This is a genomic window from Ensifer sp. 2TAB8 (assembly GCF_052115125.1).
Lineage (GTDB): Bacteria > Pseudomonadota > Alphaproteobacteria > Rhizobiales > Rhizobiaceae > Ensifer.
This window is the reverse complement of record NZ_JBFRGB010000032.1, coordinates 15,147-40,750: the sequence shown is the minus strand read 5'-3', so window position 1 is coordinate 40,750 and position 25,604 is coordinate 15,147. Positions and strand designations below refer to the sequence as shown.

Here is a 25,604-nt window from a genome sequence, read left to right as displayed (position 1 = left end):
GGTTCACTTCGGCTCCCGCCCTGACGTATCGAGGCGGAAGCGTTCCCTTTCGTAGTAGCGCGCGAGCGGTGGCAGGGCGTTTTTCAGCTGGTCGAAAACTCCGTCCTGCATCTGCAGCGCGCCGTCATATTTGGCTTGCACGAAAGACCGGTGCCGCTCGAGCGCTTCCTTCTTGGCGCCGACGGCGACCGTGAAGACGGGGGACACGGTGCTGCGCCCCTTGACAGTGATCCGGTCGAGTTCCGCGATCGGGAAGGTCTTCTCGACGAGACGCGCGGTCTCTTCGCCGAGTAGCAGGGAGATGCCGTAGTCCTTCGATGCACCTTCGAGACGCGAGGCGAGATTGACGGCATCGCCGAGGGCGGAATAGTCGAAGCGCTGATGCGAGCCCATGTTGCCGACGACGCATTCGCCGGTGTTGATACCAATGCCGATCCGCAGCGTTTGTGCAGGCCGCCGATCCCGCTTCGCCTCGGTCTCCAGCTCCTCGTTGACCCGCGCCAGTGCCGCAAGCATGTCGAGTGCTGCGCGCACGGCGTGGACCGCATGGTCGGGGTCGTCAAGCGGCGCGTTCCAGAAGGCCATCAGGCAGTCGCCGATGTATTTGTCGATGGTGCCGCCCTGTTTCAGCACCGCATCCGACAGTGGCGTCAGCAAGCGGTTGACGAGGGTCGTCAGCCGCTCCGGGTCGTCCTTCATTTCCTCGGCAATGGTGGTGAAGCCGCGGATATCGCAAAAGAGGATCGACAGGGTCCGCCGTTCGCCGCCGAGCTTCAGATGCGACGGGTCTTTCGCCAGCCGTTCGACAAGGGCGGGGGACAGATACTGCTGGAACGCGCGGGTGATTTCGCGGCGCCGTCGGCGCTCGTCGGCGTAGTCCAGGCCCGCCTGGCCGGCAGCCACCGTCCCGAAGGCCAGCCCCGGGCCGAGCGGCGAGAGGAAAACATGGCCGAGGCGCATGGCCACATAACTCGCAAGAACGATGAGGCTCAGCGCGATGATTGTGTATCCGAGCGTGCGCCATCCCGTTGTCCTCAGCACTGTGAAGGCGGCCAAGATGGCGGCAAACGCGATCGCCGCAATCACGACGGGCCGCGGAGCCCGCTGAATGAAAAGGTCGTGCGCCAGGTTGTCGTAGATCGTCGCCTGCATCTCGACACCGGAGACGAGCTTGTTCGAATGGACGGTATCGGACGTCGCGAATGCGTCCGCGCCACCATCGGCGATCGACGGCGCGTTTTGCAGGCTGAGCCCGACAAGCACGACCCGATCGCGAAAAGTGCCCTCGGGCAGGAAGTTGGCGGGATCGAGTGCCTGGTAATAGGAGACGGTCGGATAGGTCCGCGCCGGTCCGAAGACCTGGATGAGGGCATCTGCCGGGGGAGCTTGCGTCCGCGTGCCGGCGATCCCGGCCAGAACGGCGGCAAACCCGTCGGAATAGTCGGGGATCGAGCGCAGCGTACCGTCGCCGCCGAGATTGACCGAGGCAATCCCGGTGCTGGCACCCTTGGCGGTGAAACGAGCCAGCGGCTCGGTGCGCACGAACTGGTCGGCCTGTGGCGCTTCCACAAGCGTCTGGTCGCCGGCGAGAACGACGTCGGTACCAAGCGCGCGCTCCAGCGCGTCATCGTTGACCGGATCGGCAGAAGGCTCGGCGAAAATGACGTCGACGCCAATCGCGCGGGCGCCGGCCTTGCGCAGTGCTTCGATGAGGCGGGCGTGCAGCGCCCGTGGCCACGGCCATTGCTGGCCGATCTCGGCCATGGATGGCTCGTCGATGGCAACGACGATGGGGCTGTTTTCCGGGAGCGACGGCGTGTCGACGGTCGACAGATAATCGAAGCTGCGCAGTTCGTTGAGCAGCCAGGCATTGGACAAGGTCGCAAGCGAAAGCGCGATGCTGACGAAGGCGGCGAGAGCCAGCAGCTTCAGCCGCCGCAGCGCCAGGCGACGCCTATCCAACTGTCCGTATCGGCCGCCCGATGCCTGCACGGCGACGTGCTCCCTGATCAGAACCGCACCTTGACCGTGCCCTTGAACGTCGGCCCCCAGCCGGGAATGCCGTCTCTAAGCTCGAAGTCCTCGTCAAGCAGATTGAAGGCCGCAAGGTCGACTTCGATCTGTTTGTCGAAGGGCTCCCATTGCAGCGATGCGTCGAGCGTCCAGAAATCGTCGAGCGTAACCCCGCCAGCCGGTCGTGAGCCGATATAGTTTGCGGCGATCGTCGCCTTGACGTTGGCGGTGTTGACCCAGGTCAGCGCCACCTGGCCGGTGTTTTCGGGTACGAAGAGAAGTTCGTCCAACTGGTTGACGGTGTGCTCCTTGACGTCGGCTTCCGTATGGGCGGCCGTCAGGGAAAGGCCGAAGCCGTGACCGATCGCAAAGTTTGCCGTCGCGGCCACCCGGTCCAGCCCGACCTTTTCGTAGTCCAGATTGACCGGGGACAGTGGGACATTGAGCGACAGTTCGTGCACTTCCTGGTGCTGATAGTCGAGTGCAGTAAAAAGCCAGTTGTTCCACTCCGCATCCCAGCGGAGTGCCAGGGTGTCGGCGTAGCCTTCCGCGCCGAAGCGAAGCTGGTTGGGCTGCAGGGCAACGATGCCGATCGGGGCGAGGGTGGCGACGTCGAAATTCAGGCCGTCGCGCATGGCGGCGGCGCGCAGCCAATGCCCTTCCGCCGGTGCCCAGGCAATGCCGAGTTTCGGCTCAAGGCGGACATCGCCGTCGCTGACATCCTCGATGTAGCGGGCAAACAGCGCGCCTTCCGTCTTCAGGTCCGGCGTGATTTCGTAGATCGTGTCGACGTAGGCCTTGGCGACGGTCTGTGTCGCTGAGGACGAGCCGGATCCGATGAAGGGGGTATTGCCGCTGCCGACCCTCATCGCCAGCGGATCGAAGATATCGAACGAACTGTTGGAGCGAACGACGCCGCCTTCGATCCCGTAGCGCCAGGTGAAGTCGCCGTCTCCGTAAAGGTGGTTGACGGCGGCAATATAGGTTTTCTGCCTGTCCTCGCTGCGAATGGTGGCGAGGTCGGGGAAGCTTAGGCGTGAGCCGCTGACCTTCTCGTTTTCGACGACGTCCTGATCGGAAAAGAAAAAGGCTGCATTGGCGATGTTGCGATAGCCGAAAGTGTGGCTCCAGGCGACACCGGACAAAAGTCGGTCGGCCTTGTCGTCAAGGAAGTTGTCGAAGCCGGTGGCCGGATAGTCGAGGACGCTCTTGTCGTCATCGAACTTGCCATAATTGGCATAGGCGATGATCCGGTCGTCTGGCGTCGGCGAGGCGGTCAGATAGCCGTTGCCACCGAGCAAGCGTGTCTCGCGCTCGATCGCAACGCCCTGACCGAGGTCGATGGTGTCGCGCGGCTCCTCCCAGTGGAGATTGCCATAGACGCTGATCGGGAAGGGCGAAAAGGTCAGCCCACGCAGTTCCGCTTCGCCGATCCAGCCGGTGTGATCGTTGTCGGCGATGATGCCGCCGCCAAGCGCGGCTTCGAAGAACGGCCGCTGGACAATGTTGGCCGTGCGCTCGCGGCTCGCCAGCATGTGCGGTTCGATCAGCAGGCCCTGGAAGAAGGCGGAGAAGCTTTGCGGGTTGGCAGTGTTGACGACCGGGCTGCCATCGAAGTCATAGTCGTTGAACAGCGGATTGACGCTGCCGCGGATCGCCTGGTCGACATAGCTCGATCCCGTGAACGGGTCGAAGACGGCGTCGCCGTAATATTGCCCCCACGCGTTCAACCCCTGCAGCCGGAAGGCATCGTTGAGCGTCGAGCCGGCGTCCTGGTTGGCCCCAAGCGGCGCGCTTTCGCCGCCGCGCGCCCGGGTCCGGCGCATGAGCTCCTGCGCATAGCGGATCGCCGCATCGGAATCGTATTCGTCGATCGCGATGGCGGTGCGCATCTGCATGATGACCGGATCGTTCGGATCGAGGCGATCGGCATTGTCGAGCGCTTGCGCGGCGGGGATGCGGTCGCCCTTTTCGTAGTAGGCGCCTGCCAGCAGCAATTGCGCATTGGAATAGGCGGGATTGGCGGTCGAGCCGGCAAGCAGGTCGTTCAGGGCCTTGTCGAGTTCGCCGGTCTGCATGTGGTAGCGCCCGCGGGCGACCAGGGTGATGTCGAAGGAAGGATCGGCAGCCAGGGCCGCGTCGATCTCAGCCTTGGCCTCCTTCATCCGGTTTTCGTCGAGATAGAGGATCGAGAGATTGGCGTGGTAGAGCGGGTCTGCCGGGTCGAGTTCGACCGCTTTGCGGAACGCTTTTTCGGCGCCGCGATTGTCGCCCCGATCGCTCTTTGCCAAGCCTATCCAGTTCCAGATGGACGCGTCGCCAGGCGTGATTTCGACGGCGCGCTCAAGGTCTGCCAGTGCGCCGCGCCGATCATTTTCAATGAGCAAATGATACTTGGCACGGGATTCAAGTGCGGTTGGATCGTCGGGATCGTTCGCCAGCGCCTTTTCGATGCCATCACGCATTTCGTCGCGATCGTCGAGCAGCATGGCGAATTGCGCGCGAGCCGCTGGAAGGAACGGATCGTCGGGATATTGCTTTTCCGCTTTCTTGATCGTGTCGATTGCCGCGCGGATGTCGGTGCGGAAGCCTGCGGTCCAGGCCGCGGCAAAGGCGCCGTAAGCCCCCGCCGCCTGAGACGGTGGCTCTTCGACGCGATCCGGATTTGCCAGAGCGCGTGCAAAATAGCCGCCATAGGCAGCGACAGAGCGGCGATTGGCGTCGAGCCCCGGAGCGGCCTTGGCAAAGAGCTGTGCCGCATCGTTGTAGCGGCTCTCGGAGCCGGCAATCAGCGCTTCGACGAGATAGGCGCGCGCGGCTTGAGATCGGTTGAGGCCTAGACGCCGCGCTTGCTGAAGCGCGGCCGTGGCCTGCGCCCGCCCGTCGAACTGCAATTGGATTTCGGCGAGCGTCAGCCAATCTTCCGCCGAACGGGACGTCTCCGGCTTGGCTTCGATCCGTTCGCGCTGGTTGCGCATGTCACGCACCTTCAGCGGCGTCGGCGGCATCAAGGCGAACGCATCGCGCAGCGACAGATGGAAGAGCATCTGTTCGCGGTCCTTCGGCGTCACGACCACGACTTTGGACGGCGCCTTGCCGATCGCCGCGACTGCGCCTTCGCCTTGAGCGACGGTGACGCTGCCAAGCTCGTTGCTGAGTTCGACCACGCCTTCAAGCACGGTCAGCGAGGTCGTGTCACCGGCAACCGTCAGTGTCCAGTCGGTGCCGCGAATGGCGGCCGTTGCCGCCGGCGTGTCGATGGTGAGGCCCTGGCCGCCGCGTTCCGCACGGGCCCAGATCGTACCCGATTGCAGCTCGAGATTGGTGTCGCCGCCCGTGCCCATGCGCTTGACGCGCAAGGCGGTATTGCGGCCAAGCCGGATCTGCGTGTGGTCGGAAAAGAGAACGGCAAGTGCACCGGTCGCGTTGGTACGCAGCACGTCTCCGGACAGCAAGTCCTGGGAGAGGTCGACGAAGCGCCAGTTGGAGACGTCGACGAAACGAACTTCTTCGCCGGATTTGCGGGCGATCACCGATCCGGCAACGGGCGGCGTACGCTGGACCGGTTCAGCGAATACCATGCTTGGACAGAGTATCGCTGCCGTAGCGAGCAGTACCCGACGTCTTTGCCGCCCCATCTTAGTTCCCGTCTCCACCTCACCGTGGATTCAGTGAATTTCGACCAGGTCAAAGTCAATAGTGTTCGAATATTCTAAGTTGTTTTCCAAGCAATGTGTCTTATTCGGGAAACAGCGATTGGTGGTCTATTCGCATTGCTGCAAAATTGGGGGCGCCGAATGACGAAGGGCGCCCGTCGGGCGCCCTCGGAGTTGCCGTAGTTGGGGCGGTTGCTGCCCCGCTGAAGAATCAGACGGAAGCCTTGACCCGCTCCCAGGCATTCATCAGGTGACGGCCGAGAACCTCGGATAGCTTTGCCTTGTCGCGGGCTTCGAGCGCGACGATCATCTCCTCGTGCTCGGCAACGGCCGCTGCCCATTTCTCCGGTCCTTCGTGACCGATGAAGCGGATGCGCTTCAACCGCGTCTGCAGCACCGCGTGCATATCGGCCAAGGCGGCGTTTGCCGCGAGCTGGACGATGGCCGAATGGATCTGCTGGTTGAGCTTGTAATACTGCAGGCGGTCGCTCGCCTTGTAGCGCTGGACCATTTCGTCGTGGAGCGCGCGCACTTCCGCAATGCCGGCATCGCTCGCCGCGTCGCAGGCAAGCTTGCCGGCAAGCTCCTCCAGCGTCTGCAGGACCGTCAGCATGTCGTGCACGTCCTTGGCGCTGAAGCGCTTGACGACGGCGCCGCGGCTCGGAACGAGCTCTACCAGCCCCTCGCTCGCCAGATACTTGATGGCTTCGCGCAGTGGCGTGCGGGACACGCCGAGCTGTTCGCCAAGCTGGCCTTCATGCAGGCGGGTACCGGGCGACAGGTCGCCTTCGATGATCATGTCGCGCAGGTGGCTGACCAGCGTGTCATGCAGCGCCGTGCGCCTGATCGGGCCTGGGCCGCCGTCCGGCCGCCTCTCCAGAGATGTGATTTCGTTCATTGTTTTGCTTCTGCGTCTGGCGACTGGGTGTCGACCGTCTGTTCCCGTTCGCGCCGATTGAATCAGCGCTGTCTCATTAAAGCATGGAGACGGGCTTCGCCACCGTCAACAGAAAATGCTGCATACAGAATACAAAAGACTTGATGCAGAATTTTGAATAACGTATGACGGCAGCCGAAAGAATGAAGTGGAGGACATCTCTCATGACGACCAACGGTGCTGCCGGTAACGGCGCGCGTCCTGTCATTGCGCTCGCCATGGGCGATCCGGCGGGCATCAGTCCGGAGCTCACTGCCAAGCTGTTGGCGCTTTCCGATATCCGCGAGGCCGCACATATAATCACCATCGGCGATCGCCGGATTCTGGACGAGGGTGCGAAGGCTGCTGGCGTGACGCTCGATCTGGAGCCGTCCAGCCTCCAAGATCTCGACAAGGCGGGTACGTCGCGCCACGTATTCGTCGATCTCGCTCATCTCGACCCGGCCGACGTCGTTCGCGGCGAGGCAACGCTTGCGGGCGGCACCTTTGCGACCCGCAACTTCCGCACCGCGCTCGAGCTGGCGCATGAGGGCAAGGCCGACGCCGTCTGCTTCACGCCCTTCAACAAGAAGGCCATGCGGTTTGCCTATCCGGGCTATGACGACGAAATCCGTTTCGTTGCCGATGTTCTCGGCTTCACCGGCAAGGTTCGCGAATTCAACGTCCTCGAAAAGGTCTGGAACGCACGCGTCACCTCGCACATTCCGCTGAAGGAAGTGGCTGACAACCTTTCAGTCGACGGCATTATCGCCGAGCTTGAACTGACCCGGGCCTGCCTCAAGGAAGCCGGTCACGAAGAGGCAAAGATCGCGGTCGCCGGTCTCAACCCGCACGCCGGTGACGGCGGCAGCTTCGGCATGGAAGAGATCGACATCATCGAGCCCGCCGTCGAAAAGGCGAAGGCGCTCGGCTTCAACGTCGAAGGCCCGTTCCCGGCGGATACCGTTTTCGGTCGGGCTCTCAAGGAAGGCTACAACGCCGTCCTCACCATGTACCACGACCAGGGCCAGATCGCGATGAAGCTGATGGGCTTCGACAAGGGCGTGACCATGATGGGCGGCCTGCCCTTCGCGCTCTGCACGCCGGCCCATGGCACCGCCTACGACATCGCCGGCAAGGGCATTGCCGACGTCGGCGCCAGCCGCGAAGCGCTGCTGCTTGCCGTGCGCATGGCGAAGAAAAAGGCGGCTCTGAAGGCTGCTGCCTGATTTCGCACGCTTTCACGCAATAACGGCGCAGGAGGAGGTCTTGCGCCGCAACCCAAATAACGGGAGGACCAGACATGAAGAAATCCGTCTCTATCGCATGCATCATGGCAGCCGCTTTCGGCGTTGCCGCTCCGGCCGCGGCCTTCGAACCCGATCGTCCGGTTGAATTCGTCGTCACCGCCGGTCCGGGCGGCGGCACCGACATCTTCGCCCGCACGATCCAGGCGATCATCGGCAAGTACGAGCTGATGAAGGCTCCTGTTGTCGTCACCAACAAGGGCAGCGCCGGCGGCGCCGAAGGCTTCGTCTACGCGGCGACCAACAAGGGCGACGCCTACAAGCTCGCATTCGGCACCAACAACGCCTACCTTCTGCCGGTTCGCGCCAAGGTTCCCTACAAGGCTGAAGACCTGACGCCGGTGGCGGCGCTCGCTTCCGACGAGTTCATTCTCTGGGTGAACGGCAAGGCGTCCTACAACACCGCGGCAGATTTCGCCGCCAAGGCGAAGGAAGGTGGTCTCAAGATCGGTGGCAGCCAGTCGAAGGATGTCGACCAGATCCTGACCTCGATGATCAACGAAGCGACTGGCTCTACGATCAACTACATCCCGTTCAAGAGCGGTGGTGAAGCAGCCGTTCAGCTTGCCGGCGAACACCTCGACGCCAACGTCAACAACCCGAGCGAAAACCTCGGCCAGTGGCAGGCCGGTATGGTCAAGCCGCTCTGCGTCTTCAAGAGCGTCAAGCTTTCCAACGAGACCAAGGTCGCCGGCGACAAGGCCTGGAGCGATATTCCGACCTGCAAGGAATCGGGCATAGCCATCGACAACTACTCCATGCCACGCACGGTCTGGCTGCCGGCCGGCGTTGACCAGGATGCGGTCAAGTTCTATGCGGACCTGATGCGCAAGGTTTCGGAAACGCCGGAATGGGCGAAGTACCTCGCCGACACCTCGCAGTCGCCTGCCTACATTGCCGGCGACGACTTCAAGGCCGCCATCGAGATGGATGGTGCTGCTGTCGGCGAAGTGCTGAAGCGCGAAGGTTGGCTCGCCAACTAAGGCGCGACATTGAGGCGGGTGCCTTCGGGCGCCCGTCATTCGCTTTGAAAGGTCACGATCATGAGCGAGAACGGTGCGAATGGGGTCTCCCGCTTCGCGGTTGAGCTTGGCGTTGCTGCGCTGACCGGCGCCTTTGGCGCGGCGGTCTGCTACGGATCCCTCGATATCGGTGCGGGATGGACCGAATTCGGGCCGGAAGCCGGTTATTTTCCCTTCTATGTCGGTCTGCTGATCCTTCTTGGAAGCGTTGCGAACGCCATCCACGCTTTCGTCAAGCATCGCGGCACGGACGAAATCTTCATCGATGGTCACCGCGCCAGGGTGGTCTCGTCGTTTCTGCTGCCGCTGATTGCCTTTGCCGGCGTTTCCGCCTGGCTCGGCCTCTATGTCGGCACGGCGCTCTACATCGCAGGCACGATGCTCTTCCAGGGGCGCTACAAATGGTGGATCGCCTTGCCGTCCGGTGTCGCGGTCTCACTGTTCTTCTTCGTCGTATTTGAGATCGGCTTCAAGGTTCCGCTGCTCAAGGGGCCGGTCGAGGCCTGGTTCGGAATCTACTGATCCCGACCGTGCAGGGCATGTCGCGCAAATAACGACACGCAGACAATCAAAGGCTTAAAGCGCAGGGAGCGGATCCGAGAGATCGCGACGCGCTTTGAGCCCCGGGAGGAATGACATGGAAAATATCGGTCTCCTGATCGATGGCTTCGGCCACATCCTCAGCTGGAACCATATCCTGCTGATGATGGTCGGCGTCACGCTCGGCATTCTGGTCGGCGTGCTGCCGGGCCTCGGCGCGCCGAACGGCGTGTCGCTCTTGTTGCCGCTGACCTTCTCGATGGACCCGATCTCCGCCATCATCCTGCTCTCCTGCATGTATTGGGGCGCACTTTTCGGCGGGTCGACCACATCCATCCTCTTCAACATTCCCGGCGAACCCTCGTCGGTGGCGACGACCTTCGACGGCTACCCGATGGCGAAAGCCGGGCAGGCAAGTCGCGCCCTGACGCTCGCCTTCGTGTCGGCCGGCATCGGCGCGCTCGCCGGCGTCGTCATGATCACGCTGCTCTCCGGCTGGGTCGCAAACTTCGCGCTGCGCTTCTCTTCGCCCGAATATTTCGCGGTCTATTTCCTCGCCTTCGCAAGCTTCATTTCCATGGGTGCGCAATCGCCCTTCAAGACGCTCGTCTCGATGATGCTCGGCTTCGCGCTTGCCTCCATCGGCATGGACACGATCTCCGGCGACTTGCGCCTCACCTTCGATATCCCGACCCTGATCAAGGGCGTCAGCTTCCTGATCGCCGTCATGGGCCTCTTCGGCATTGGCGAACTCCTGCTGACGACGGAAGAAGGCTTGCGCTTCGAGGGCATCAAGGCGCGTGTCAAGCTCGTCGAGATCGGCCGCACGCTGGTCGAGATCCCACGCTACTGGTTCACGATCCTGCGCTCGACGATCATCGGCATCTGGATGGGCATCACGCCGGCCGGCCCGACGGCCGCCTCGTTCATGAGCTACGGCGTTGCCCGCCGCTCGGCGCGCGACAAGTCGAAGTTCGGCAGGGGCGATCCGCGTGGCGTCGTCGCACCCGAAACTGCCGACCATTCCGCCGGCACATCGGCGCTGCTTCCGATGCTCGCTCTTGGCGTCCCCGGTTCGGCAACGGCTGCCGTCATGATGGGCGGCTTGATGATCTGGGGCCTGACGCCCGGTCCGATGCTCTTCACCGAGCGGCCGGATTTCGTCTGGGGCCTCATTGCCTCGATGTATCTCGGCAACGTGGTCGCCGTCTTCCTGGTGATCGCTACCGTGCCGCTCTATGCCTCGATCCTGCGCGTGCCTTTTGCGATCATCGGCCCGATCATCGTCGCCGTCATCTTCTCCGGCGCCTACCAGGTGGCAAATTCGGTCTTCGACATCTTCCTGGTCATCGGCTTCGGCTTGCTCGGCTATGTGTTCAAGAAGCTTGATTACCCGCTGGCGCCGCTGGTTCTTGCCATGGTGCTTGGCGACAAGGCTGAAGATGCCTTCCGCCAGTCGATGCTTCTCTCCAGCGGTAGCCTGAACATCTTCTGGTCGAACCCGCTGGTTTCCTCGCTGATGGCGCTTGCCCTTGCCCTTCTGCTGTCGCCGCTCGTCTTCGGACTGATCGGCCTGGTTCGCAAGCGCAAGCATGACGCCCACCCGCATGGTGACGGCAGCGCGGCGGCTTGACGGAGCCGTCGCACCCCGACGACCACACGCAATTCCAGGAAAAAAAGTCTCGCAGCTTTCCATTCGCAGTTGCGTTGCTTCAAAGAGTTGGATCATTTCATCGTTTCGCTGAAGCGTTGAATTGATCTTGCGAATGGCGAGGAGAGAGCCATGGCGAACACATCGCGCAAATGGACCCGTGAAACCTGGCCGATCGCGGCCGCCATGATCCAGTATCCGAACGTGCTGGCGGACGGCAGCTCGGTGCAGGAGCAATCAGCCGAACAATGGGCCGAAACGCTGGCCGACGTCGTTGATGCAGGCTTCACCGAACTCGACCCGACCGACAGCTGGATCCGGCTCGCCGATCTCTCGTCGGAGCGGCTCGATAGTTTCGTCAAGCTGACCCGTGACCTCGGCCTCACCATGCCGGCGATCTCGACCTCGCGGCGTAGTGTGATCGACCCGGAGCATGGCGACGAGTACCTCGCCTACGGCCACCGGGTCATCGAAACCGCGGCGGCCATCGGCGCAGGCTCCGTTTCCTTCGGCTTCTTTGGCCAGCTGACAGAGGCACAGAAGAAGGCGCTCTGGTTCTGGACGGTCGACGGCGTGAAAAACCCTGAAGACCCCGCCATCTGGCAGAAGGCCGTTCAGCGCATTCGTGAACTCGGCCGCCATGCCGAGGAACTCGGTATCGAGCTGGCGCTCGAAATGTACGAGGATACCTATATCGGCTCGGCCGACAGCGCCGTGCGCTTCGTTACCGATGTCGGCTTGCAGAATGTCGGCATCAATGCCGATCTCGGCAACCTCATTCGTCTCCACCGTCCGGTCGAGCACTGGCAACAGATGATGGCCAAGGTTGCTCCCTTCGCCAAGTATTGGCACGTCAAGAATTACAACCGCACCGAGGACGAGACGTCGGGCCTGGTGGTCACCCATCCGGCGCCGCTGGAGTTCGGTGTGATCAACTACCGCGCGGCGATCCGCATGGCGCTTGCCCACGGCTACAACAGCCCGTTCCTTTGCGAACATTACGGCGGCGACGGTCTCTCCGTCAGCGCTGCCAACCGGGACTATCTGAGGCGCATCCTGCCTCGCGAATAAGGGAAGAGACGCGATGACCACCATCTTTGACGCACCGGAAGAGTTCGCCACGACCGCGCTTGCCGGGTTCAGTTCGATCTACGCGCGCAATGTCCGTCTCGTGAAGGGCGGCGTCGTCCGCTCGACCAAGGTGCCAAAGGGCAAGGTCGCCGTCGTCATCGGCGGCGGCTCCGGGCATTATCCGGCTTTTGCCGGCTATGTCGGGCCGGGCATGGCGGATGCGGCCGTTGCCGGCGATGTTTTCGCTTCTCCGTCGACCGCGGCCGTTGCGCGCGTCTGCCGCCAGGCCAGTCAGGGCGGTGGCGTGCTGCTCGGATTCGGCAACTATGCCGGTGACGTTCTGAACTTCGGTGTTGCCGCCGAGCGCCTGCGCGCTGAAGGCATCGACGTGCGCATCGTGCCGGTGACGGACGACGTTGCCAGCGCATCGGCCGAAACGCCGGCCAAGCGCCGCGGCATTGCCGGCGACCTCGTCGTCTTCAAGATTGCGGGGGCGGCTGCGGAAGCCGGCCTCAATCTGGATGAGGTCGAGCGCGTCACCCGCCTTGCCAACGATCGCACGGTTTCTTTCGGGGTCGCCTTCGGCGGCTGCACACTTCCGGGCGCCAAGGCGCCGCTCTTCACCGTGCCGAAGGGCGAGATGGCGCTTGGTCTCGGCATCCACGGTGAGCCGGGCATCCGCGAAGAAAAGATGGTTTCGGCGAGCGAGTTCGCCAGGCTTCTGGTCGGCAAGCTGCTGGCCGAGCGTCCGACGGATGTCCGCAAGGTTGCGCCTCTCCTGAACGGTCTCGGTTCGACGAAGTACGAGGAACTCTTCGTGCTTTGGGTCGCGATCGAGAAGGAACTGAAGGCGGCCGGCCTCGAGATCGTCGATCCCGAATGCGGTGAATTCGTCACCAGCCTGGACATGCAGGGCTGCTCGCTGACACTGATGTGGCTGAACGACGAACTTGAGACCTATTGGCGCGCTGCCTGCGACGCACCGGTGCTGCGCAAGGGCACGATCATCGCGGCCGAGACCGCAACCGACGAGATCGAGAACGAGGACGGCCCGCTGACGTTCGGTCCTGCCTCCGATGCCTCGAAGGAAAGCGGCAAGTGCATTGCGCAGCTGATCGCTGAGCTTGCCGAAGCGCTGAAGCAGGCCGAAGAGGAACTCGGCCGCATCGATGCCTTCGCCGGCGATGGCGACCACGGACAGGGCATGCGCCGCGGTTCGGCCGCAGCCGACGAGGCGGCAAAGGCGGCGGTTGCTGCCGGCGCTGGTGCAGCAAGTGTCCTGGCTGCGGCGGGCGATGCCTGGGCAGATCGCGCCGGCGGCACGTCGGGCGCGATCTGGGGCCTGTTGCTGCGTTCGTGGAGCAATGCCTTTGACGACGAGACGGCACCTTCGGATGCTGCCATCGTCGATGGCGCACGCCTGGCGCTCGATGGCGTCACGCGCCTCGGCCGTGCGCGCGTCGGCGACAAGACGCTCGTCGATGCGCTGGTGCCCTTCGTCGAGGCCCTGGAGCGCGAGTTTGCTGCCGGCAAGCGCCTGATCGAGGCGTGGCAGGTTGCCGCCAAGGCTGCAACCGATGCGGCCGAGGCGACCTCCAGTCTGACGCCGAAACTCGGCCGGGCGCGCCCGCTCGCCGAAAAGAGCATCGGCCATCCGGACGCCGGCGCGGTCTCGTTGGCGCTGACGGCCCGTGTTGCCGACGGCTTCCTGGGGCAGCGCCGCTAAGGATTGACGTTTCGATACCTGCGATCGGGTGGTAGTCGCGCCGTCCGGTCGCAAATCGCGCGCGTGAGTGCCGCCTTTTTGCCAGGGCGAACTTTCCGCCTTTGGACGGCCTGTTCTGCGGGCCTTGGGGATAGCAAACCACGCCGGAGCGCGCCCGCGGTCGTGGCTTTTTCAACACAATCTCTGGTCATCGTTGGGGAAACCCCATCAATTTTCTCGGCTAACCAAAACTTGCCACGGAATTGCCCGAAGGCGGGCTATGGCTTTGCTTTCCTGCAGCGTGCGCTAAGTGTTCTTGAGTTCGCGTGCCGCCGGTCAAATGCCAATCATTTCTGACGTTCCGAGAAGGAGACAAGAATGAAAAAGAGTTTTGCCGTGAAGGTTTCCGCAGCGTCTCTGGTTCTCGCTGGCGCGATCGCCGCAAATGCTGCCGATCTCGCGACAGTTCAACCGCAGCCGGAGCCGGACACCAGCAATGGCGTCAAGATCGGCTACCTTGACTGCAACATCGCCGGCGGTGTCGGCTATGTGCTTGGGTCTGCCAAGGAAGTCGATTGCGTCTTCCGCTCGACCATGGGCGCGGAAGCGTCTGATCACTACTCCGGCGCCATCCGCAAGATGGGCGTCGATGTCGGCTTCACGACGCAGAGCCGCCTGATCTGGGCCGTATTCGCGCCGACGGCGGGCTACCACCACGGCTCGCTCGGTGGCCTCTACCAGGGGGCAACCGCCGAAGCCACCGTCGGCGCCGGCATTGGCGCCAACATCCTGGTGGGCGGCACGTCCGGCTCGATCCATCTGCAGACGATCAGCCTGACCGGCCAGATCGGCCTCAACCTCGCCGCAACCGGCACGTCGATGACGCTGACTGCGGTCAACTGACGTCGATTGGCGACCCGTTGCACCTCCCACGACGGGCGCCAAAGACCGGATAAGACGACAAAGGCACCGCGCGCTCAGGCGGCGTGCGGTGCCTTTGCATTTTGACCTGTTGCCATCCGCCGATTCGCGTTTAAGGAATGCGGTCGGGAATGGCGCGCCGAAAGGGGCAAGGGTCGAGGGTTCGGATTGAACAAAAGCATTTGTCTGGGCGTCGTTGCTCTTTGCCTTTCCTGCATGCCGCGGCTCGCAGCTGCCGAATGGCAGCCGGCCGAGAAGGAGGCGCCTTACATCATCAACGGCCAGACGGGTGCCGAGCTCTACGCCTCGATCGGCGAACGTGGTCCGAAAGCCGGAATCGGCCGGGCGATCGCCCATACAAATTTCAAACTGACCTGGACGCGGAAGTATGAGCAGCAGAGCGGCGCCTGTGTGCTGACGGTGGCAAAGCCGAAGCTGATCATCACCTACACTCTGCCGAAGCCCGCCAAGCCGCTGCCTTCGGGCACACGCGAAAACTGGGAGATCTTCATTGACGGCGTTCGCAAGCATGAGCTCGTGCACGGCGATTTCATCAAGGAGATGGTGCGCGCGATCGAGCAGGCAACGCTGGGGTTCTCCGTTCCTGACGACCCGAAGTGCCAGAAGATCCGGGCGGAAATGACCAAGCGCCTCGGTGCGCTCTCGCAGACGCAGCGCCAGCGCAGCCGCGAGTTCGACCAGGTGGAACTGACCGACGGCGGCAATATTCACCAGTTGATCCTGAGACTGGTGAACGGGCCGTAGATCGATGCCCTCCCTAACTCGAAAGGGCGCCGAACCTTCGCACGGCGCCCGGTCACTTATGCATAACGCACCAAAAATTCCTCGGCCGTCAGTTCGCGGAAGTCGTCAAGCGCGCGGCGGAGGCGTTGGTGGTCCCAGTCCCACCATGAGAGTGCGTCCATGCGCTCGCCGACGCCTTCGTTGAAACGGGCGCGGATGAGCTTGGCCGGCACGCCGCCGACGATGGTGTAGGGGGCGACGTCCTTCGAAACGACCGCACCGGCACCGATCACGGCGCCATTGCCGACATTGACTCCGGGAAGGAGGGTGGCGCCGTGGCCGATCCAGACGTCATGACCGATCGTGACCCGGTTCGACCGCCGCCAGGCGAAGAGGTCATGGTCGAGTTCGGTGTCGTCCCAATAATTCGGCGCGCGATAGGTGAAATGGTGCAGCGTTGCGCGCCAGGTCGGGTGGTTGGTGGCGTTGATGCGCACGGCGGCGGCGATATTGACGAACTTGCCGATCGTCGCACACCAGATCGAACCGTCCTGCATCATGTAGGAGTAGTCGCCGAACTCGACCTCGTCGAGGCGCGAGCGCTCCTGCACTTCGGTGTAGCGGCCGAGCGTCGAATTGTTGACGCTCGCTGTCGGGTGGATGAAGGGCTCGAGCCCGAGCTTCTGGCTCATGCGGCGGCCTTTCGCGGTGAGAAGGCCGAGACATCGAGGATGCGGTCGGCAACGGCATCGCGCACTTCCTCGTCATGGAAGATGCCGATCAGTGCCGTACCTTTGGCCTTCTTCTCGGCGATCAGTTCGACCACGACCGCCCGGTTCTTCGCATCAAGCGAAGCGGTCGGCTCGTCGAGCAACAGGATCTTGTGCTCTGTGATGAAGCCGCGGGCGATGTTGACGCGCTGCTGCTCGCCGCCGGAGAAGGTCGCCGGCGGCAGACCCCAGAGTTCGCGCGGGAGGTTCAGCTTGCTCAGGAGTTCGGCTGCGCGTGTGCGGGCTTCCTCGATCGGCGTACCGCGGGCCTGCAGCGGCTCGGCGACGATGTCGAGGGAGGAGACGCGCGGCACGACTCGCAGGAACTGGCTGACATAGCCAAGCGTCGTGCGCCGGACTTCGAGCACGGTGCGCGGTTCGGCGGTTGCGAGATTCACGAGTTTGCCGTCGTGATCCATCAGGATCTGGCCTTCGTCCACGCCATAATTGCCGTAGAGCATTTTCAGGATCGAGCTCTTGCCGACACCGGAGGGGCCGCCGAGAACGACGCATTCGCCGGCCTTCACCGAGAAGGAGACGTTGGCGACGACCGGCCGGCGGACGCCGTCGCGCAGGTGCATGGTGAAGCTTTTTGCGACTTCGGAAACAACGAGAGGAGTTGCCATGATTACACCTGCAGGATCGAGGAGACGAGGAGCTGGGTATAGGGCTCGCGCGGATCGTCGAGCACGCGGTCGGTCAGGCCCTGTTCGATGACGGCGCCATCCTTCATCACCATCATGCGGTGCGAGAGAAGGCGGGCGACGGCGAGATCGTGGGTGACGATGATGGCGGCAAGGCCGAGGTCATGCACGAGACCGCGCACCAGATCGAGCAGGCGCGCCTGAACCGAAACGTCGAGGCCGCCGGTCGGCTCATCCATGAAGACGAGGCGAGGGGAGGTGACGAGGTTGCGGGCGATCTGCAGGCGCTGACGCATGCCGCCCGAGAAGGCACGCGGCTGGTCGTCGATACGGTCGACGCCGATCTCCACCCGCTCCAGCCAGTCGCTGGCGGTGGCGCGGATATTGCCATAGTGGCGATCGCCGACGGCCATCGGCCGTTCGCCGACATTGGCGCCGGCCGAAACCGTCATGCGCAGGCCATCGGCCGGGTTCTGGTGCACGAAGCCCCAGTCGGTGCGCATTAGGAACCGGCGCTCGGCTTCGCCCATGCGGGCGAGATCGCGGTATTGGCCGTCGCGCATGTGGTATTCGACGATGCCGGAGGTCGGCATCAGGCGGGTCGAGAGGCACGACAAAAGCGTCGTCTTGCCCGAGCCGGATTCACCGACGATGGCGAGCACTTCGCCGGCATAGAGCTCGAAGGAGACGTTGCGGCAGCCGATGCGGCTTCCGTAGAACTTCGAGACGTCGTTCACTTTCAGAAGCGGGAGCGTACTCATTCTGCGGCCTCCTTTCGGGCGAGCATGTGACCTGCATGGCCGCAGGCGCGGCGGTCTTCGCAATGATCGGTGTCGGAGCAGACGAACATGCGCCCGCCCTTGTCGTCGAGGATCACCTCGTCGAGATAGACGTCCTCGGCGCCGCAGAGGGCGCAGGGCTTATCGAAGCTCTGGATCTCGAAGGGATGGTCGTCGAAGTCGAGGCTGACCACTTCGGTATAGGGCGGCACGGCGTAGATCCGCTTTTCGCGTCCGGCGCCGAAGAGCTGCAGTGCTTCCGACATATGCATCTTCGGATTGTCGAATTTTGGCGTCGGCGACGGGTCCATCACGTAGCGGCCCTCGACCTTGACCGGATAAGCATAAGTCGTTGCGATGTGGCCGTTGCGGGCGATGTCCTCGTAGAGCTTCACATGCATCAGCCCGTATTCCTCGAGCGCATGCATCTTGCGCGTTTCGGTCTCGCGCGGCTCGAGGAAGCGCAACGGTTCCGGGATCGGCACCTGGTAGACGAGCGTCTGTCCCTCGGAGAGCCTTTCCTCCGGAATGCGGTGGCGCGTCTGGATGATCGTCGCCTCCTTCGTCCGGGTGGTGACGGCGACATCGGCGACCTTCTGGAAGAAGGCGCGGATCGAGACCGCGTTGGTGGTGTCGTCTGCGCCCTGGTCGATGACCTTCAAGACGTCCTGCGGCCCGAGGATCGAGGCCGTCACCTGGACGCCGCCGGTGCCCCAGCCATAGGGCATCGGCATTTCACGCGAGGCAAACGGCACCTGATAGCCGGGAATAGCGATCGCCTTCAGGATCGCCCGGCGGATCATGCGCTTCGTCTGTTCGTCCAGATAGGCGAAATTATAGGTAGCAAGGTCGTTCATCGCCGATTACCCTTGAGTGTGTTGACCGCGGATGGGGCCGGGATTTGAGCGAGATTTTCGTCTGGGTGGTTGGGATCTTTGTGCTGTGCTCTGCGGTTGCCGGCCTGTTCGGCATAGCCCGTCGGCCACGGCGCGAACTGGATAGCAGAGCGCGCAAGAACGACGGATCCGGAGATGCCGGGTTCGCCCCCGCCGCCGACGGTGGCGATTGCGGCGGCGGAGATGGTGGCGGCGATTGAACCGCCGGGGCTGGCGGTATGCCCGATCATTCGGCCGCCTCCCGCTGTTCCTTCGCCGTGTCGCCGGCATTGGCCGACTCGTAGGCGCGCCGCATACGGCGGACGAGGTCGAGTTCGGCCTGGAAGTCGACATAGTGTGGCAGCTTCAGGTGCTCGACGAAGCCGGTCGCCTGGACGTTGTCGGCATGCGAAATGACGAATTCCTGATCCTGTGCGGGTGCGACGATATCTTCGCTGAACTCGTCGGTCCTGAGCGCTCGGTCGACCAGCGACATCGACATCGCCTTGCGTTCGCTCTGGCCGAAGACGAGACCGTAGCCGCGGGTGAACTGCGGCGGCTGCTTGGCAGAGCCCTTGAACTGATTGATCATCTGGCATTCGGTGACGCGGATGGCGCCGAGCGAGACGGCAAAGCCGAGTTCGGGCAGGTCGAGTTCGACCTCCACTTCGCCGATGCGCACTTCGCCGACGAAGGGATGAGTGCGGCCGTAGCCGCRCTGGGTGGAGTAGGCGAGTGCCAGCAGGAAACCTTCGTCGCCGCGGGCGAGCGCCTGCAGACGGAGGTCCCGGGCCATCGGAAATTCCATCGGCTCGCGGGTGAGGTCGCCCATCACGTAACCCTCGGGCATCTGGCCGTCACCCTCGATCAGGCCTTCGCCGTCGAGAATGTCGGAAACGCGCATCACGTGTTCACCGGGCTCCTTGACCGCCGGCTCCTCGACGGTTTCTTCGGAGATCAGGGAGGGATCGAGCAGGCGGTGGGTGTAGTCGAAGGTAGGGCCGAGCAATTGGCCGCCGGGCAGATCCTTGTACGTTGCCGAAACGCGGCGCTCGACCTTCATGTTGGCGGTGTCGACCGGCTCGGAATAGCCGAAGCGCGGCAGTGTCGTGCGATAGGCACGCAGGATGAAGATCGCTTCGATCATGTCGCCGCGGGCCTGGCGAACGGCAAGCGCTGCGAGCGCGCGATCATAGAGCGAGGCTTCCGCCATCACCCGGTCGACGGCAAGGCCGAGCTGCTCGACCACCTGGTCGATGGTGATCGAGGGAAGGTTGCGGTCGCCGCGGCGGCGGTCGGCGAGAAGGCGGTGCGCATTGGCAATGGCGGCTTCCCCGCCTTTGACGGCTACATACATGGTTCACGCCTCCTTGAGCGAAAGACGGGTTGTGCGTGGCAGGCAGACGAGTTTGTCGCCGGCGGTCAGCACGAGATCGACGCCACGCGGAAAGATCGCGCGATTGGCGGTCCAGAATTCGAGAAAGACTTCCGGCAGGCCCTTCACGGCAACCTCCGTCTCGTCCTTGATGCCGGGACCCTTGGCGACGAATGCCTGGCCGCCGGTCAGCGCTTCGACCTCGATGACGAGCGTCGTCGAACGATCCGGATATTCCTGCGTGCCGAGCGAGAACTGGTCGAAGCCCGGGAAGGCGGCGGCCTTTTCGATGAAGGCGAAGCGGGCTTCGGTCTTGCTGGTGGTGACCGCGGCGCCCGTATGGAACGCGATCCACTGCGGAACCGCCGACTTGCCGAGCGCCGGCGTCAGCCAGACGGGCGTATCATGGTCGCAGAGCGTGAGGGCAACCGCGCCAGCGGCCGCGCCGAGCGGAGCAGGAGGCGTGCTCGTCGAAGCGAGGCGCTTGGCCCTGCCCGGACGGGCGAAACCGTCCATCAGGTCGCGAAAGACGGATTGGGCAGCAAAGACCGGATCGGCAAAGGCGCCGGCGTAAATCTGCGATTGGCTGGCCATCAGTCGTCTCCCCGGACCATGGTGAAAAAGTCGACGCGGGTTGCAGCAGTCTCTTCCGCCTTGCGGCGTTCTTCCTGCGCGAGCCGTTCGGCAACGCGGCCAAGCAGAGCCTCGACGCTGGCCTTGTCGCCGTCACGCTGGGACAGTGCATCGAAGATCGCCGCGAGCCGTGCGCGCTGCCGATCGGTGCCGAGCATCTGGCCGTGGCCGATTTCGCCGGTCGAAAGGCGGATGGTGGCGCGCGAGACTGTCGTCTCGCCGAAATTGAAGGGATCGCCGCCACCGCCGATGCGGCCACGGACCATGACGAGACCGGTTTCCGGACCGCGAACCGGATGAACCTCCGGCTTGTCGGCCAGCGCTTCCCAAGCGGCGGTGAGCTCGTCGAGGGTTGCGCGGGCGAAGAGCCCCATGGCCTTCTTGCGCGCCGGATCCGGCGGGCTTTCCTGTTTCAGCTTCGCATCCATCATTTTCACCTCAAATGTCTATTGATCTAGACAACTGTACATCTTATACTTTTCCATAACGTCCGCAAATGACAGGCTTGTGACATGCCAATGCGAAAAGACCCGGCAATGCGAAAAGTGGTGGAGCGCCAGACCGGCGTCGCCCTGTGGCGACAGATCGCCGACCGGATCCGCTTGGCAATCAGCAATGGCGACTATGACGCGACCGGCATGGTGCCGCCGGAAACGGTGCTTGCCGGTGAGTTCGGCGTCAACCGGCACACGGTCAGAAGCGCGCTGGCGGCGCTTGCCGAAGAGGGGCTGGTGCGTGCCGTCCAGGGGCGCGGCACGATGATCGAGCGCAAGGAAAGGGTGAGTTATCCGATCTCGAAGCGCACGCGATTCTCACAGGGTCTCGGCCACCAGGTGAAGGAAATCGGCTCGCGGCTGCTCGGCCACGCCGAATTGTCGGCAACAGGCGAAGTGGCGAGCGCGCTTGCCATCAGACCCGGTGATCCGGTGATCGAACTCAGGACCGTCAGCAGCGGCGATGGCCGACCGCTGTCAGTGTCGTCGAGCTACTATCCGGCGCACCGCTTTCCGCGCATGGCCGAGGAGTTCGAACGGTTGCATTCCGTCACCAAGGCCTTTGCCGCCCATGGGCTTGACGACTATGTGCGCGCCTCGACCGAAATCGTCGCCCGCCATGCCGACGCCGAGGAGCTTTCGATGCTGAAGCTCTCCCCTGGCGCAATCGTGCTCGAGGCGCAATCGCTCAATGCCGATCTCGACGGCAAACCGATCGAGTATTCCCGCACCCGCTTTGCCGCTGACCGGATGAAGCTGCGGATCGAAACATAGGAGCGCGCCGCCAACCGCCTCACGGCGACAAGGCCACATCCAGTCACAAGCGCGCGATCGACGAAATAAGGCGGACAGGCCGCATTTCCGACGCGTTTTTGCCGCATCACAGGCCTGCATCAGGAACCGCGCATTGGGAATTCTCTAAAGGGAGAATGGTAATGGCGACGTGGCGACCCGATCCCTCCTTCTATCCATCACCGCGCATGGCGGCCAAGGCCCCAAAGGAAACCGTCGCCTATGTGGCGGCGTTTGATCCCGAACGAAGGCGGCCGGATGCCATCGCGGTTGTCGATGTCGATCCGACCTCTCCGAACTATTCGCAAATCGTCGGCCAGGTCGAGATGCCGAATGTCGGCGACGAGTTGCATCATTTCGGCTGGAACGCCTGTTCCTCGTGCCTCTGCCCCAACGCGCCGCATCCACATGTCGAGCGGCGCTATCTGGTGGTGCCGGGCCTGAGGTCCTCTCGTCTGCACATCATCGACACCAAGCCGGACCCGCGCAATCCGAAGATCGTCCGGGTGATCGAGCCCACGGAAATTGCCGAGAAGGCAAATTATTCGCGGCTGCACACCACCCATTGCGGACCTGAAGGCATCTACGTCAACGCACTCGCCGACCGCGACGGCAAGGCGCCTGGCGGCATCTTCCTGCTCGACCATCAGAGCTTCGACGTACTCGGGCAATGGGAAATGGATCGAGGGCCGCAGAAGCTCGCCTATGATTTCTGGTGGCATCTCGGCCACGACACCATGATCACCAGCGAATGGGGTACGCCGGATACCTTTGAGAACGGGCTGGTTCCGGAGGTGCTGCTCGGCTCGAAATATGGCCGCCGCCTGCATTTCTGGGACCTGCACAAGCGCAAGCACCTGCAGGAGATCGATTTCGGCGAGGAACACCAGCTTGTTTTCGAACTGCGCCCGGCGCACGACCCAACCAAGGCCTATGGTTTCGTCGGCTGTGTCATCAGCCTGAAGGACCTCTCGGCATCGATCTGGACCTGGTATCGCGAAGGCGAACGCTGGGCGGTCAAGAAGGTGATCGAGATCCCGGCGGAGCCTGCCGATCCGGATCTGCTGCCACCCGTCCTCAAAGGCTTCAGCGCCGTCGCGCCGCTCGTCACCGACATCGATCTCTCGATGGACGACCGCTTCCTCTACGTGTCCTGCTGGGGCACCGGCGACATGATCCAGTACGACGTTTCCGACCCCTTCGCCCCGAAGGAAACGGGCCGGGTGCGGATCGGCGGCATCGTTTCGCGCGCGAGCCACCCGAAGGCGACGAATGGCGCCCTGAACGGCGGGCCGCAAATGGTCGAGATCAGCCGGGACGGCAAGCGGGTCTATTTCACAAATTCGCTCTACGGCGCCATCGATCCGCAGTTCTATCCCGATGGCATCGACGGCTGGATGGTCAAACTCGATGTCGCCGACGGCGGCGGCATAGGATTCGACGAGAAATTTTTCGTCGACTGGCCGAAAGGCCATCGCCCGCACCAGGTTCGCCTCGAAGGCGGAGACTGCTCTTCCGATTCCTATTGCTATCCCTAAGGGAGGGGCGGCCGTGCGATGCCGTCCGGGCAAATGACGACGATCTGGCCGTGGCTTTCGATTGTTGCCCTCGGCGCCTTTCACGGCATCAATCCGGCGATGGGCTGGCTGTTTGCGGTTGCGCTCGGGTTTCACCGCCAAAGCCGCCGGATCGTCTGGTTGTCGCTTGCGCCGATCGCGGTGGGGCACACCGTCTCGGCCGGCCTGACGCTGGCGGTTGTCGTCCTGTTCGGGGCAGTGCTGGAGCCGCTCCATTTCAGGCTGGTCGCGGCGCTGCTCATTCTCAGTGTTGCCGCCTATGGCGCGCTCTACGGACACCGCCATCGGGCGAGGGTCGGCATGCGGGTCGGCATGGCCGGTCTCGGCCTCTGGTCGTTCCTGATGGCGACGAGCCATGGGGCGGGCCTGATGCTGGTGCCGGCGGTCCTCAACCTTTGCGTGGCGGATCGCCCTGGCGATCTTGCAATCTCAGGCTCGCTTCCGGTCGCGTTCGCCGCCGTCGCGGTTCATGGCGCAGCAATGCTGGCCGTCGTCGCGGTGGTGGCGATCGCCGTCTTCGAGTGGCTTGGCCTTGCGGTGCTCCGCTCGACATGGATCAACTTCGATCGCCTGTGGACGGTGGCGCTCGGCGCAACCGGCATCGTGCTCCTGGTTCAATGAGGAAATGGCCGCAGATGGAGCCCGCATGGGCCCGTCTAGTTTAGCCCCTTCACGTAACTGATGTAGCCGCGCACATCGGCGGCCGGCCCGGTGTAGGCGTCGCCAAGTGTCTCCTCCATATTCGTGACATAGGTCCTCGCCCAACCCGGCAATGGGTAGTCGATCGCTGCCAGGAATTCGAGCGTTGCCGCCAGCCGGATGTCGGCGATGGAGGGCTTGGCCCCGCCGATGAAGGGTTTGTCGCCGATATAGAACGTGCGAAAGACGTCAAGCGGCTCGGCAAGCGCCTCGACTGCTGCGCGGCGCGCCTTCTCCTTCGTCTCGGCGTCCGCGTCGCTGCAACCAACTTCGCCCGGATAGAGCGGGAAGTTCAAAACCGGATAGGTGGCCCGGGCGAGGTAGGGATAGAAGGTGCCGATCAGATAGAACATGGCGCTGTCGATCATGGCGCGGGCCTCGGGGGCCTTCGGGTAGAACTGGTCGAGCCCGTGCTTGTTGCAGAGGTACTGCATGATCGCGCAGCTCTCCCATAGTGCGCCTTTGGGCAGGTCCGCAGTCTCCATCATCGGCGTGAGATGCGAAGGCGCTTTCGCCAGATACTCGGCCGTGCGCGTCTGGCCGTAGACATCCTGCTCGTTGAAATCGAGTTTGGCTGCCCTCAGGAAGACGCGCGCCGTCATGTTGTTGACGCTGGGCTTGATCACGTTGAGCTTGATTGCAGACATGTCACTCCTCCCTTTGCCCGCGATGCTGCGGTTCCGGCTCGCTCGCCGGCCCGGTCGCGTGCGTTGAACGACAGGCGGTGGACCACCAAGGGCCTATCGCGACCGATAAGGATCCTTCGGCTCCCGGTCGGGCGACAGCGTCGGCCGGGTACGCTCGACCAGCGCCTCGATGGCGTCGGCCAGGTGCACCTCGGCGATGTTGTAGTCGCCGCGAGCGACCCTGACCCTGTGTGCCTCCATCAGGACCTCGGCGTGGCTGTGGCCGGGCGGCGGCTCGAAGCGATAGGAGGCAAGTTCGACCAGCAGTCCGAGCGGATCCTCGAAATAGATCGAATCCATGAAGCCGCGATCCTTGACGCCACTGTGCCGGATGTTTCGCTCGTTGAGCCGCTCCACCGCCTGGGTAAACGTCGCGCGCGAAACGGCAAAGGCGATGTGGTGTACGCAGCCGATATCCGTCGGCGTGCGCTCGGGGTCGGGTTTGCGGTTCTCGTCGGTGAAGATGGTAATCAGCCGGCCATCGCCCGGGTCAAAATAGAGGTGGCTTTCGCTTGCCCGGTCGAGATTCGGCTGCTCGAAGATGAAGGGCATGCCAAGAAGCCCCTCCCAGAAATCGATCGACGTCTGTCGGTCGGCGCCGACGAGCGTGATGTGATGAACCCCTTGCGATTGCAGCTTTCGCATCAAAGGCCTCCCTCATGAAGCGGAGGACGGCGGATGAAACGGTATCTGGTTTCACCCTTTCCGCTCCACTCGATTGTCGTCCGTCGTGC

At 63.3% G+C, this 25,604-nt stretch carries 24 protein-coding genes; 11 read left to right on the top strand and 13 right to left on the bottom strand.

Annotation, left to right across the window (positions count from 1 at the left end; translation table 11 throughout):
* Nucleotides 1–3 precede the first annotated feature (3 nt).
* The 3 genes from AB4Z53_RS31395 to AB4Z53_RS31385 all read right to left on the bottom strand — a co-directional run bounded on the left by AB4Z53_RS31395 (nt 4) and on the right by AB4Z53_RS31385 (nt 6,567).
* Nucleotides 4–1,962, bottom strand: a complete 1,959-nt coding sequence (locus AB4Z53_RS31395) for a CHASE2 domain-containing protein (RefSeq protein ID WP_441599250.1) — start codon at nt 1,960–1,962, stop codon at nt 4–6.
* Between the two features lie 47 nt (nt 1,963–2,009).
* Nucleotides 2,010–5,651 (bottom strand): FecR domain-containing protein, encoded by a 3,642-nt coding sequence (locus tag AB4Z53_RS31390; protein ID WP_441599249.1) that lies wholly within the window; start codon nt 5,649–5,651, stop codon nt 2,010–2,012.
* A 229-nt stretch (nt 5,652–5,880) separates the two neighbouring features.
* A complete protein-coding gene (locus AB4Z53_RS31385; RefSeq protein ID WP_113538763.1) occupies nt 5,881–6,567 on the bottom strand; it encodes a GntR family transcriptional regulator in 687 nt (228 codons plus the stop codon).
* 203 nt (nt 6,568–6,770) lie between these two features.
* Between AB4Z53_RS31385 and AB4Z53_RS31380 the strand changes: the two genes are divergently transcribed.
* From AB4Z53_RS31380 to AB4Z53_RS31345, 8 genes are all read left to right on the top strand, one after another.
* Nucleotides 6,771–7,814 carry a 4-hydroxythreonine-4-phosphate dehydrogenase PdxA gene (locus AB4Z53_RS31380; protein ID WP_441599248.1) on the top strand — a complete coding sequence of 348 codons (1,044 nt, stop codon included), beginning with the start codon at nt 6,771–6,773 and terminating at the stop codon, nt 7,812–7,814.
* Between the two features lie 74 nt (nt 7,815–7,888).
* Nucleotides 7,889–8,875 carry a tripartite tricarboxylate transporter substrate binding protein gene (locus tag AB4Z53_RS31375; protein ID WP_113538761.1) on the top strand — a complete coding sequence of 329 codons (987 nt, stop codon included), beginning with the start codon at nt 7,889–7,891 and terminating at the stop codon, nt 8,873–8,875.
* Between the two features lie 60 nt (nt 8,876–8,935).
* The gene (locus AB4Z53_RS31370) at nt 8,936–9,436 is read left to right on the top strand and encodes a tripartite tricarboxylate transporter TctB family protein (RefSeq protein ID WP_441599247.1); all 501 of its coding nucleotides are present in this window, start codon (nt 8,936–8,938) and stop codon (nt 9,434–9,436) included.
* Between the two features lie 115 nt (nt 9,437–9,551).
* Nucleotides 9,552–11,087: a tripartite tricarboxylate transporter permease gene (locus tag AB4Z53_RS31365; RefSeq protein WP_113538759.1), complete on the top strand. Its 1,536-nt coding sequence runs from the start codon at nt 9,552–9,554 to the stop codon at nt 11,085–11,087.
* Between the two features lie 150 nt (nt 11,088–11,237).
* Nucleotides 11,238–12,176, top strand: a complete 939-nt coding sequence (locus AB4Z53_RS31360; RefSeq protein WP_441599246.1) for a sugar phosphate isomerase/epimerase family protein — start codon at nt 11,238–11,240, stop codon at nt 12,174–12,176.
* Nucleotides 12,177–12,189: 13 nt separating this feature from the next.
* Nucleotides 12,190–13,902, top strand: a complete 1,713-nt coding sequence (locus AB4Z53_RS31355; protein ID WP_441599245.1) for a dihydroxyacetone kinase family protein — start codon at nt 12,190–12,192, stop codon at nt 13,900–13,902.
* Between the two features lie 357 nt (nt 13,903–14,259).
* Entirely contained in the window at nt 14,260–14,784 is a 525-nt protein-coding gene (locus AB4Z53_RS31350; protein ID WP_113538756.1) for a DUF992 domain-containing protein, read from the top strand.
* Between the two features lie 234 nt (nt 14,785–15,018).
* Nucleotides 15,019–15,567 carry a DUF922 domain-containing Zn-dependent protease gene (locus AB4Z53_RS31345; RefSeq protein ID WP_113538796.1) on the top strand — a complete coding sequence of 183 codons (549 nt, stop codon included), beginning with the start codon at nt 15,019–15,021 and terminating at the stop codon, nt 15,565–15,567.
* Between the two features lie 56 nt (nt 15,568–15,623).
* Here the strand turns inward: AB4Z53_RS31345 and AB4Z53_RS31340 are convergent, their stop codons facing one another.
* From AB4Z53_RS31340 to phnG, 8 genes are read right to left on the bottom strand one after another with little or no spacing between them, the layout of a single operon-like run.
* Nucleotides 15,624–16,238 (bottom strand): DapH/DapD/GlmU-related protein, encoded by a 615-nt coding sequence (locus AB4Z53_RS31340; RefSeq protein ID WP_113538755.1) that lies wholly within the window; start codon nt 16,236–16,238, stop codon nt 15,624–15,626.
* A complete protein-coding gene (gene phnL / locus AB4Z53_RS31335; protein ID WP_291152015.1) occupies nt 16,235–16,942 on the bottom strand; it encodes a phosphonate C-P lyase system protein PhnL in 708 nt (235 codons plus the stop codon). Before phnL ends, AB4Z53_RS31340 begins: the two co-directional genes overlap by 4 nt.
* Nucleotides 16,943–16,944: 2 nt before the next feature.
* Nucleotides 16,945–17,721 (bottom strand): phosphonate C-P lyase system protein PhnK, encoded by a 777-nt coding sequence (gene phnK / locus AB4Z53_RS31330; RefSeq protein ID WP_441599244.1) that lies wholly within the window; start codon nt 17,719–17,721, stop codon nt 16,945–16,947.
* Nucleotides 17,718–18,596, bottom strand: coding sequence for an alpha-D-ribose 1-methylphosphonate 5-phosphate C-P-lyase PhnJ (locus AB4Z53_RS31325; RefSeq protein ID WP_441599243.1), 879 nt, complete (start codon nt 18,594–18,596; stop codon nt 17,718–17,720). The genes phnK and AB4Z53_RS31325 overlap by 4 nt, the downstream gene beginning before the upstream one ends.
* Nucleotides 18,593–18,865, bottom strand: coding sequence for a hypothetical protein (locus AB4Z53_RS31320; protein WP_441599242.1), 273 nt, complete (start codon nt 18,863–18,865; stop codon nt 18,593–18,595). The genes AB4Z53_RS31325 and AB4Z53_RS31320 overlap by 4 nt, the downstream gene beginning before the upstream one ends.
* Nucleotides 18,862–19,971 (bottom strand): carbon-phosphorus lyase complex subunit PhnI, encoded by a 1,110-nt coding sequence (locus AB4Z53_RS31315; RefSeq protein WP_441599241.1) that lies wholly within the window; start codon nt 19,969–19,971, stop codon nt 18,862–18,864. The genes AB4Z53_RS31320 and AB4Z53_RS31315 overlap by 4 nt, the downstream gene beginning before the upstream one ends.
* 3 nt (nt 19,972–19,974) lie before the next feature.
* Nucleotides 19,975–20,583: a phosphonate C-P lyase system protein PhnH gene (gene phnH, locus AB4Z53_RS31310; protein WP_441599240.1), complete on the bottom strand. Its 609-nt coding sequence runs from the start codon at nt 20,581–20,583 to the stop codon at nt 19,975–19,977.
* The gene (gene phnG, locus AB4Z53_RS31305; RefSeq protein ID WP_441599270.1) at nt 20,583–21,050 is read right to left on the bottom strand and encodes a phosphonate C-P lyase system protein PhnG; all 468 of its coding nucleotides are present in this window, start codon (nt 21,048–21,050) and stop codon (nt 20,583–20,585) included. Before phnG ends, phnH begins: the two co-directional genes overlap by 1 nt.
* Nucleotides 21,051–21,158: 108 nt before the next feature.
* Between phnG and phnF the strand changes: the two genes are divergently transcribed.
* From phnF to AB4Z53_RS31290, 3 genes are all read left to right on the top strand, one after another.
* On the top strand, nt 21,159–21,890 hold the full coding sequence (phnF, locus tag AB4Z53_RS31300; protein WP_441599269.1) for a phosphonate metabolism transcriptional regulator PhnF: 732 nt from the start codon (nt 21,159–21,161) through the stop codon (nt 21,888–21,890).
* A 161-nt stretch (nt 21,891–22,051) separates the two neighbouring features.
* Nucleotides 22,052–23,446 (top strand): selenium-binding family protein, encoded by a 1,395-nt coding sequence (locus AB4Z53_RS31295; protein WP_441599239.1) that lies wholly within the window; start codon nt 22,052–22,054, stop codon nt 23,444–23,446.
* An 18-nt stretch (nt 23,447–23,464) separates the two neighbouring features.
* A complete protein-coding gene (locus AB4Z53_RS31290) occupies nt 23,465–24,106 on the top strand; it encodes a hypothetical protein (protein WP_441599238.1) in 642 nt (213 codons plus the stop codon).
* Between the two features lie 35 nt (nt 24,107–24,141).
* On the opposite strand, the gene AB4Z53_RS31285 is transcribed toward AB4Z53_RS31290, so the two are convergent.
* Together AB4Z53_RS31285 and AB4Z53_RS31280 are read right to left on the bottom strand one after the other, a co-directional pair.
* Nucleotides 24,142–24,831, bottom strand: a complete 690-nt coding sequence (locus tag AB4Z53_RS31285; RefSeq protein ID WP_441599237.1) for a glutathione S-transferase family protein — start codon at nt 24,829–24,831, stop codon at nt 24,142–24,144.
* Between the two features lie 93 nt (nt 24,832–24,924).
* Nucleotides 24,925–25,515: a VOC family protein gene (locus AB4Z53_RS31280; RefSeq protein WP_441599236.1), complete on the bottom strand. Its 591-nt coding sequence runs from the start codon at nt 25,513–25,515 to the stop codon at nt 24,925–24,927.
* Between the last annotated feature and the right edge of the window lie 89 nt (nt 25,516–25,604).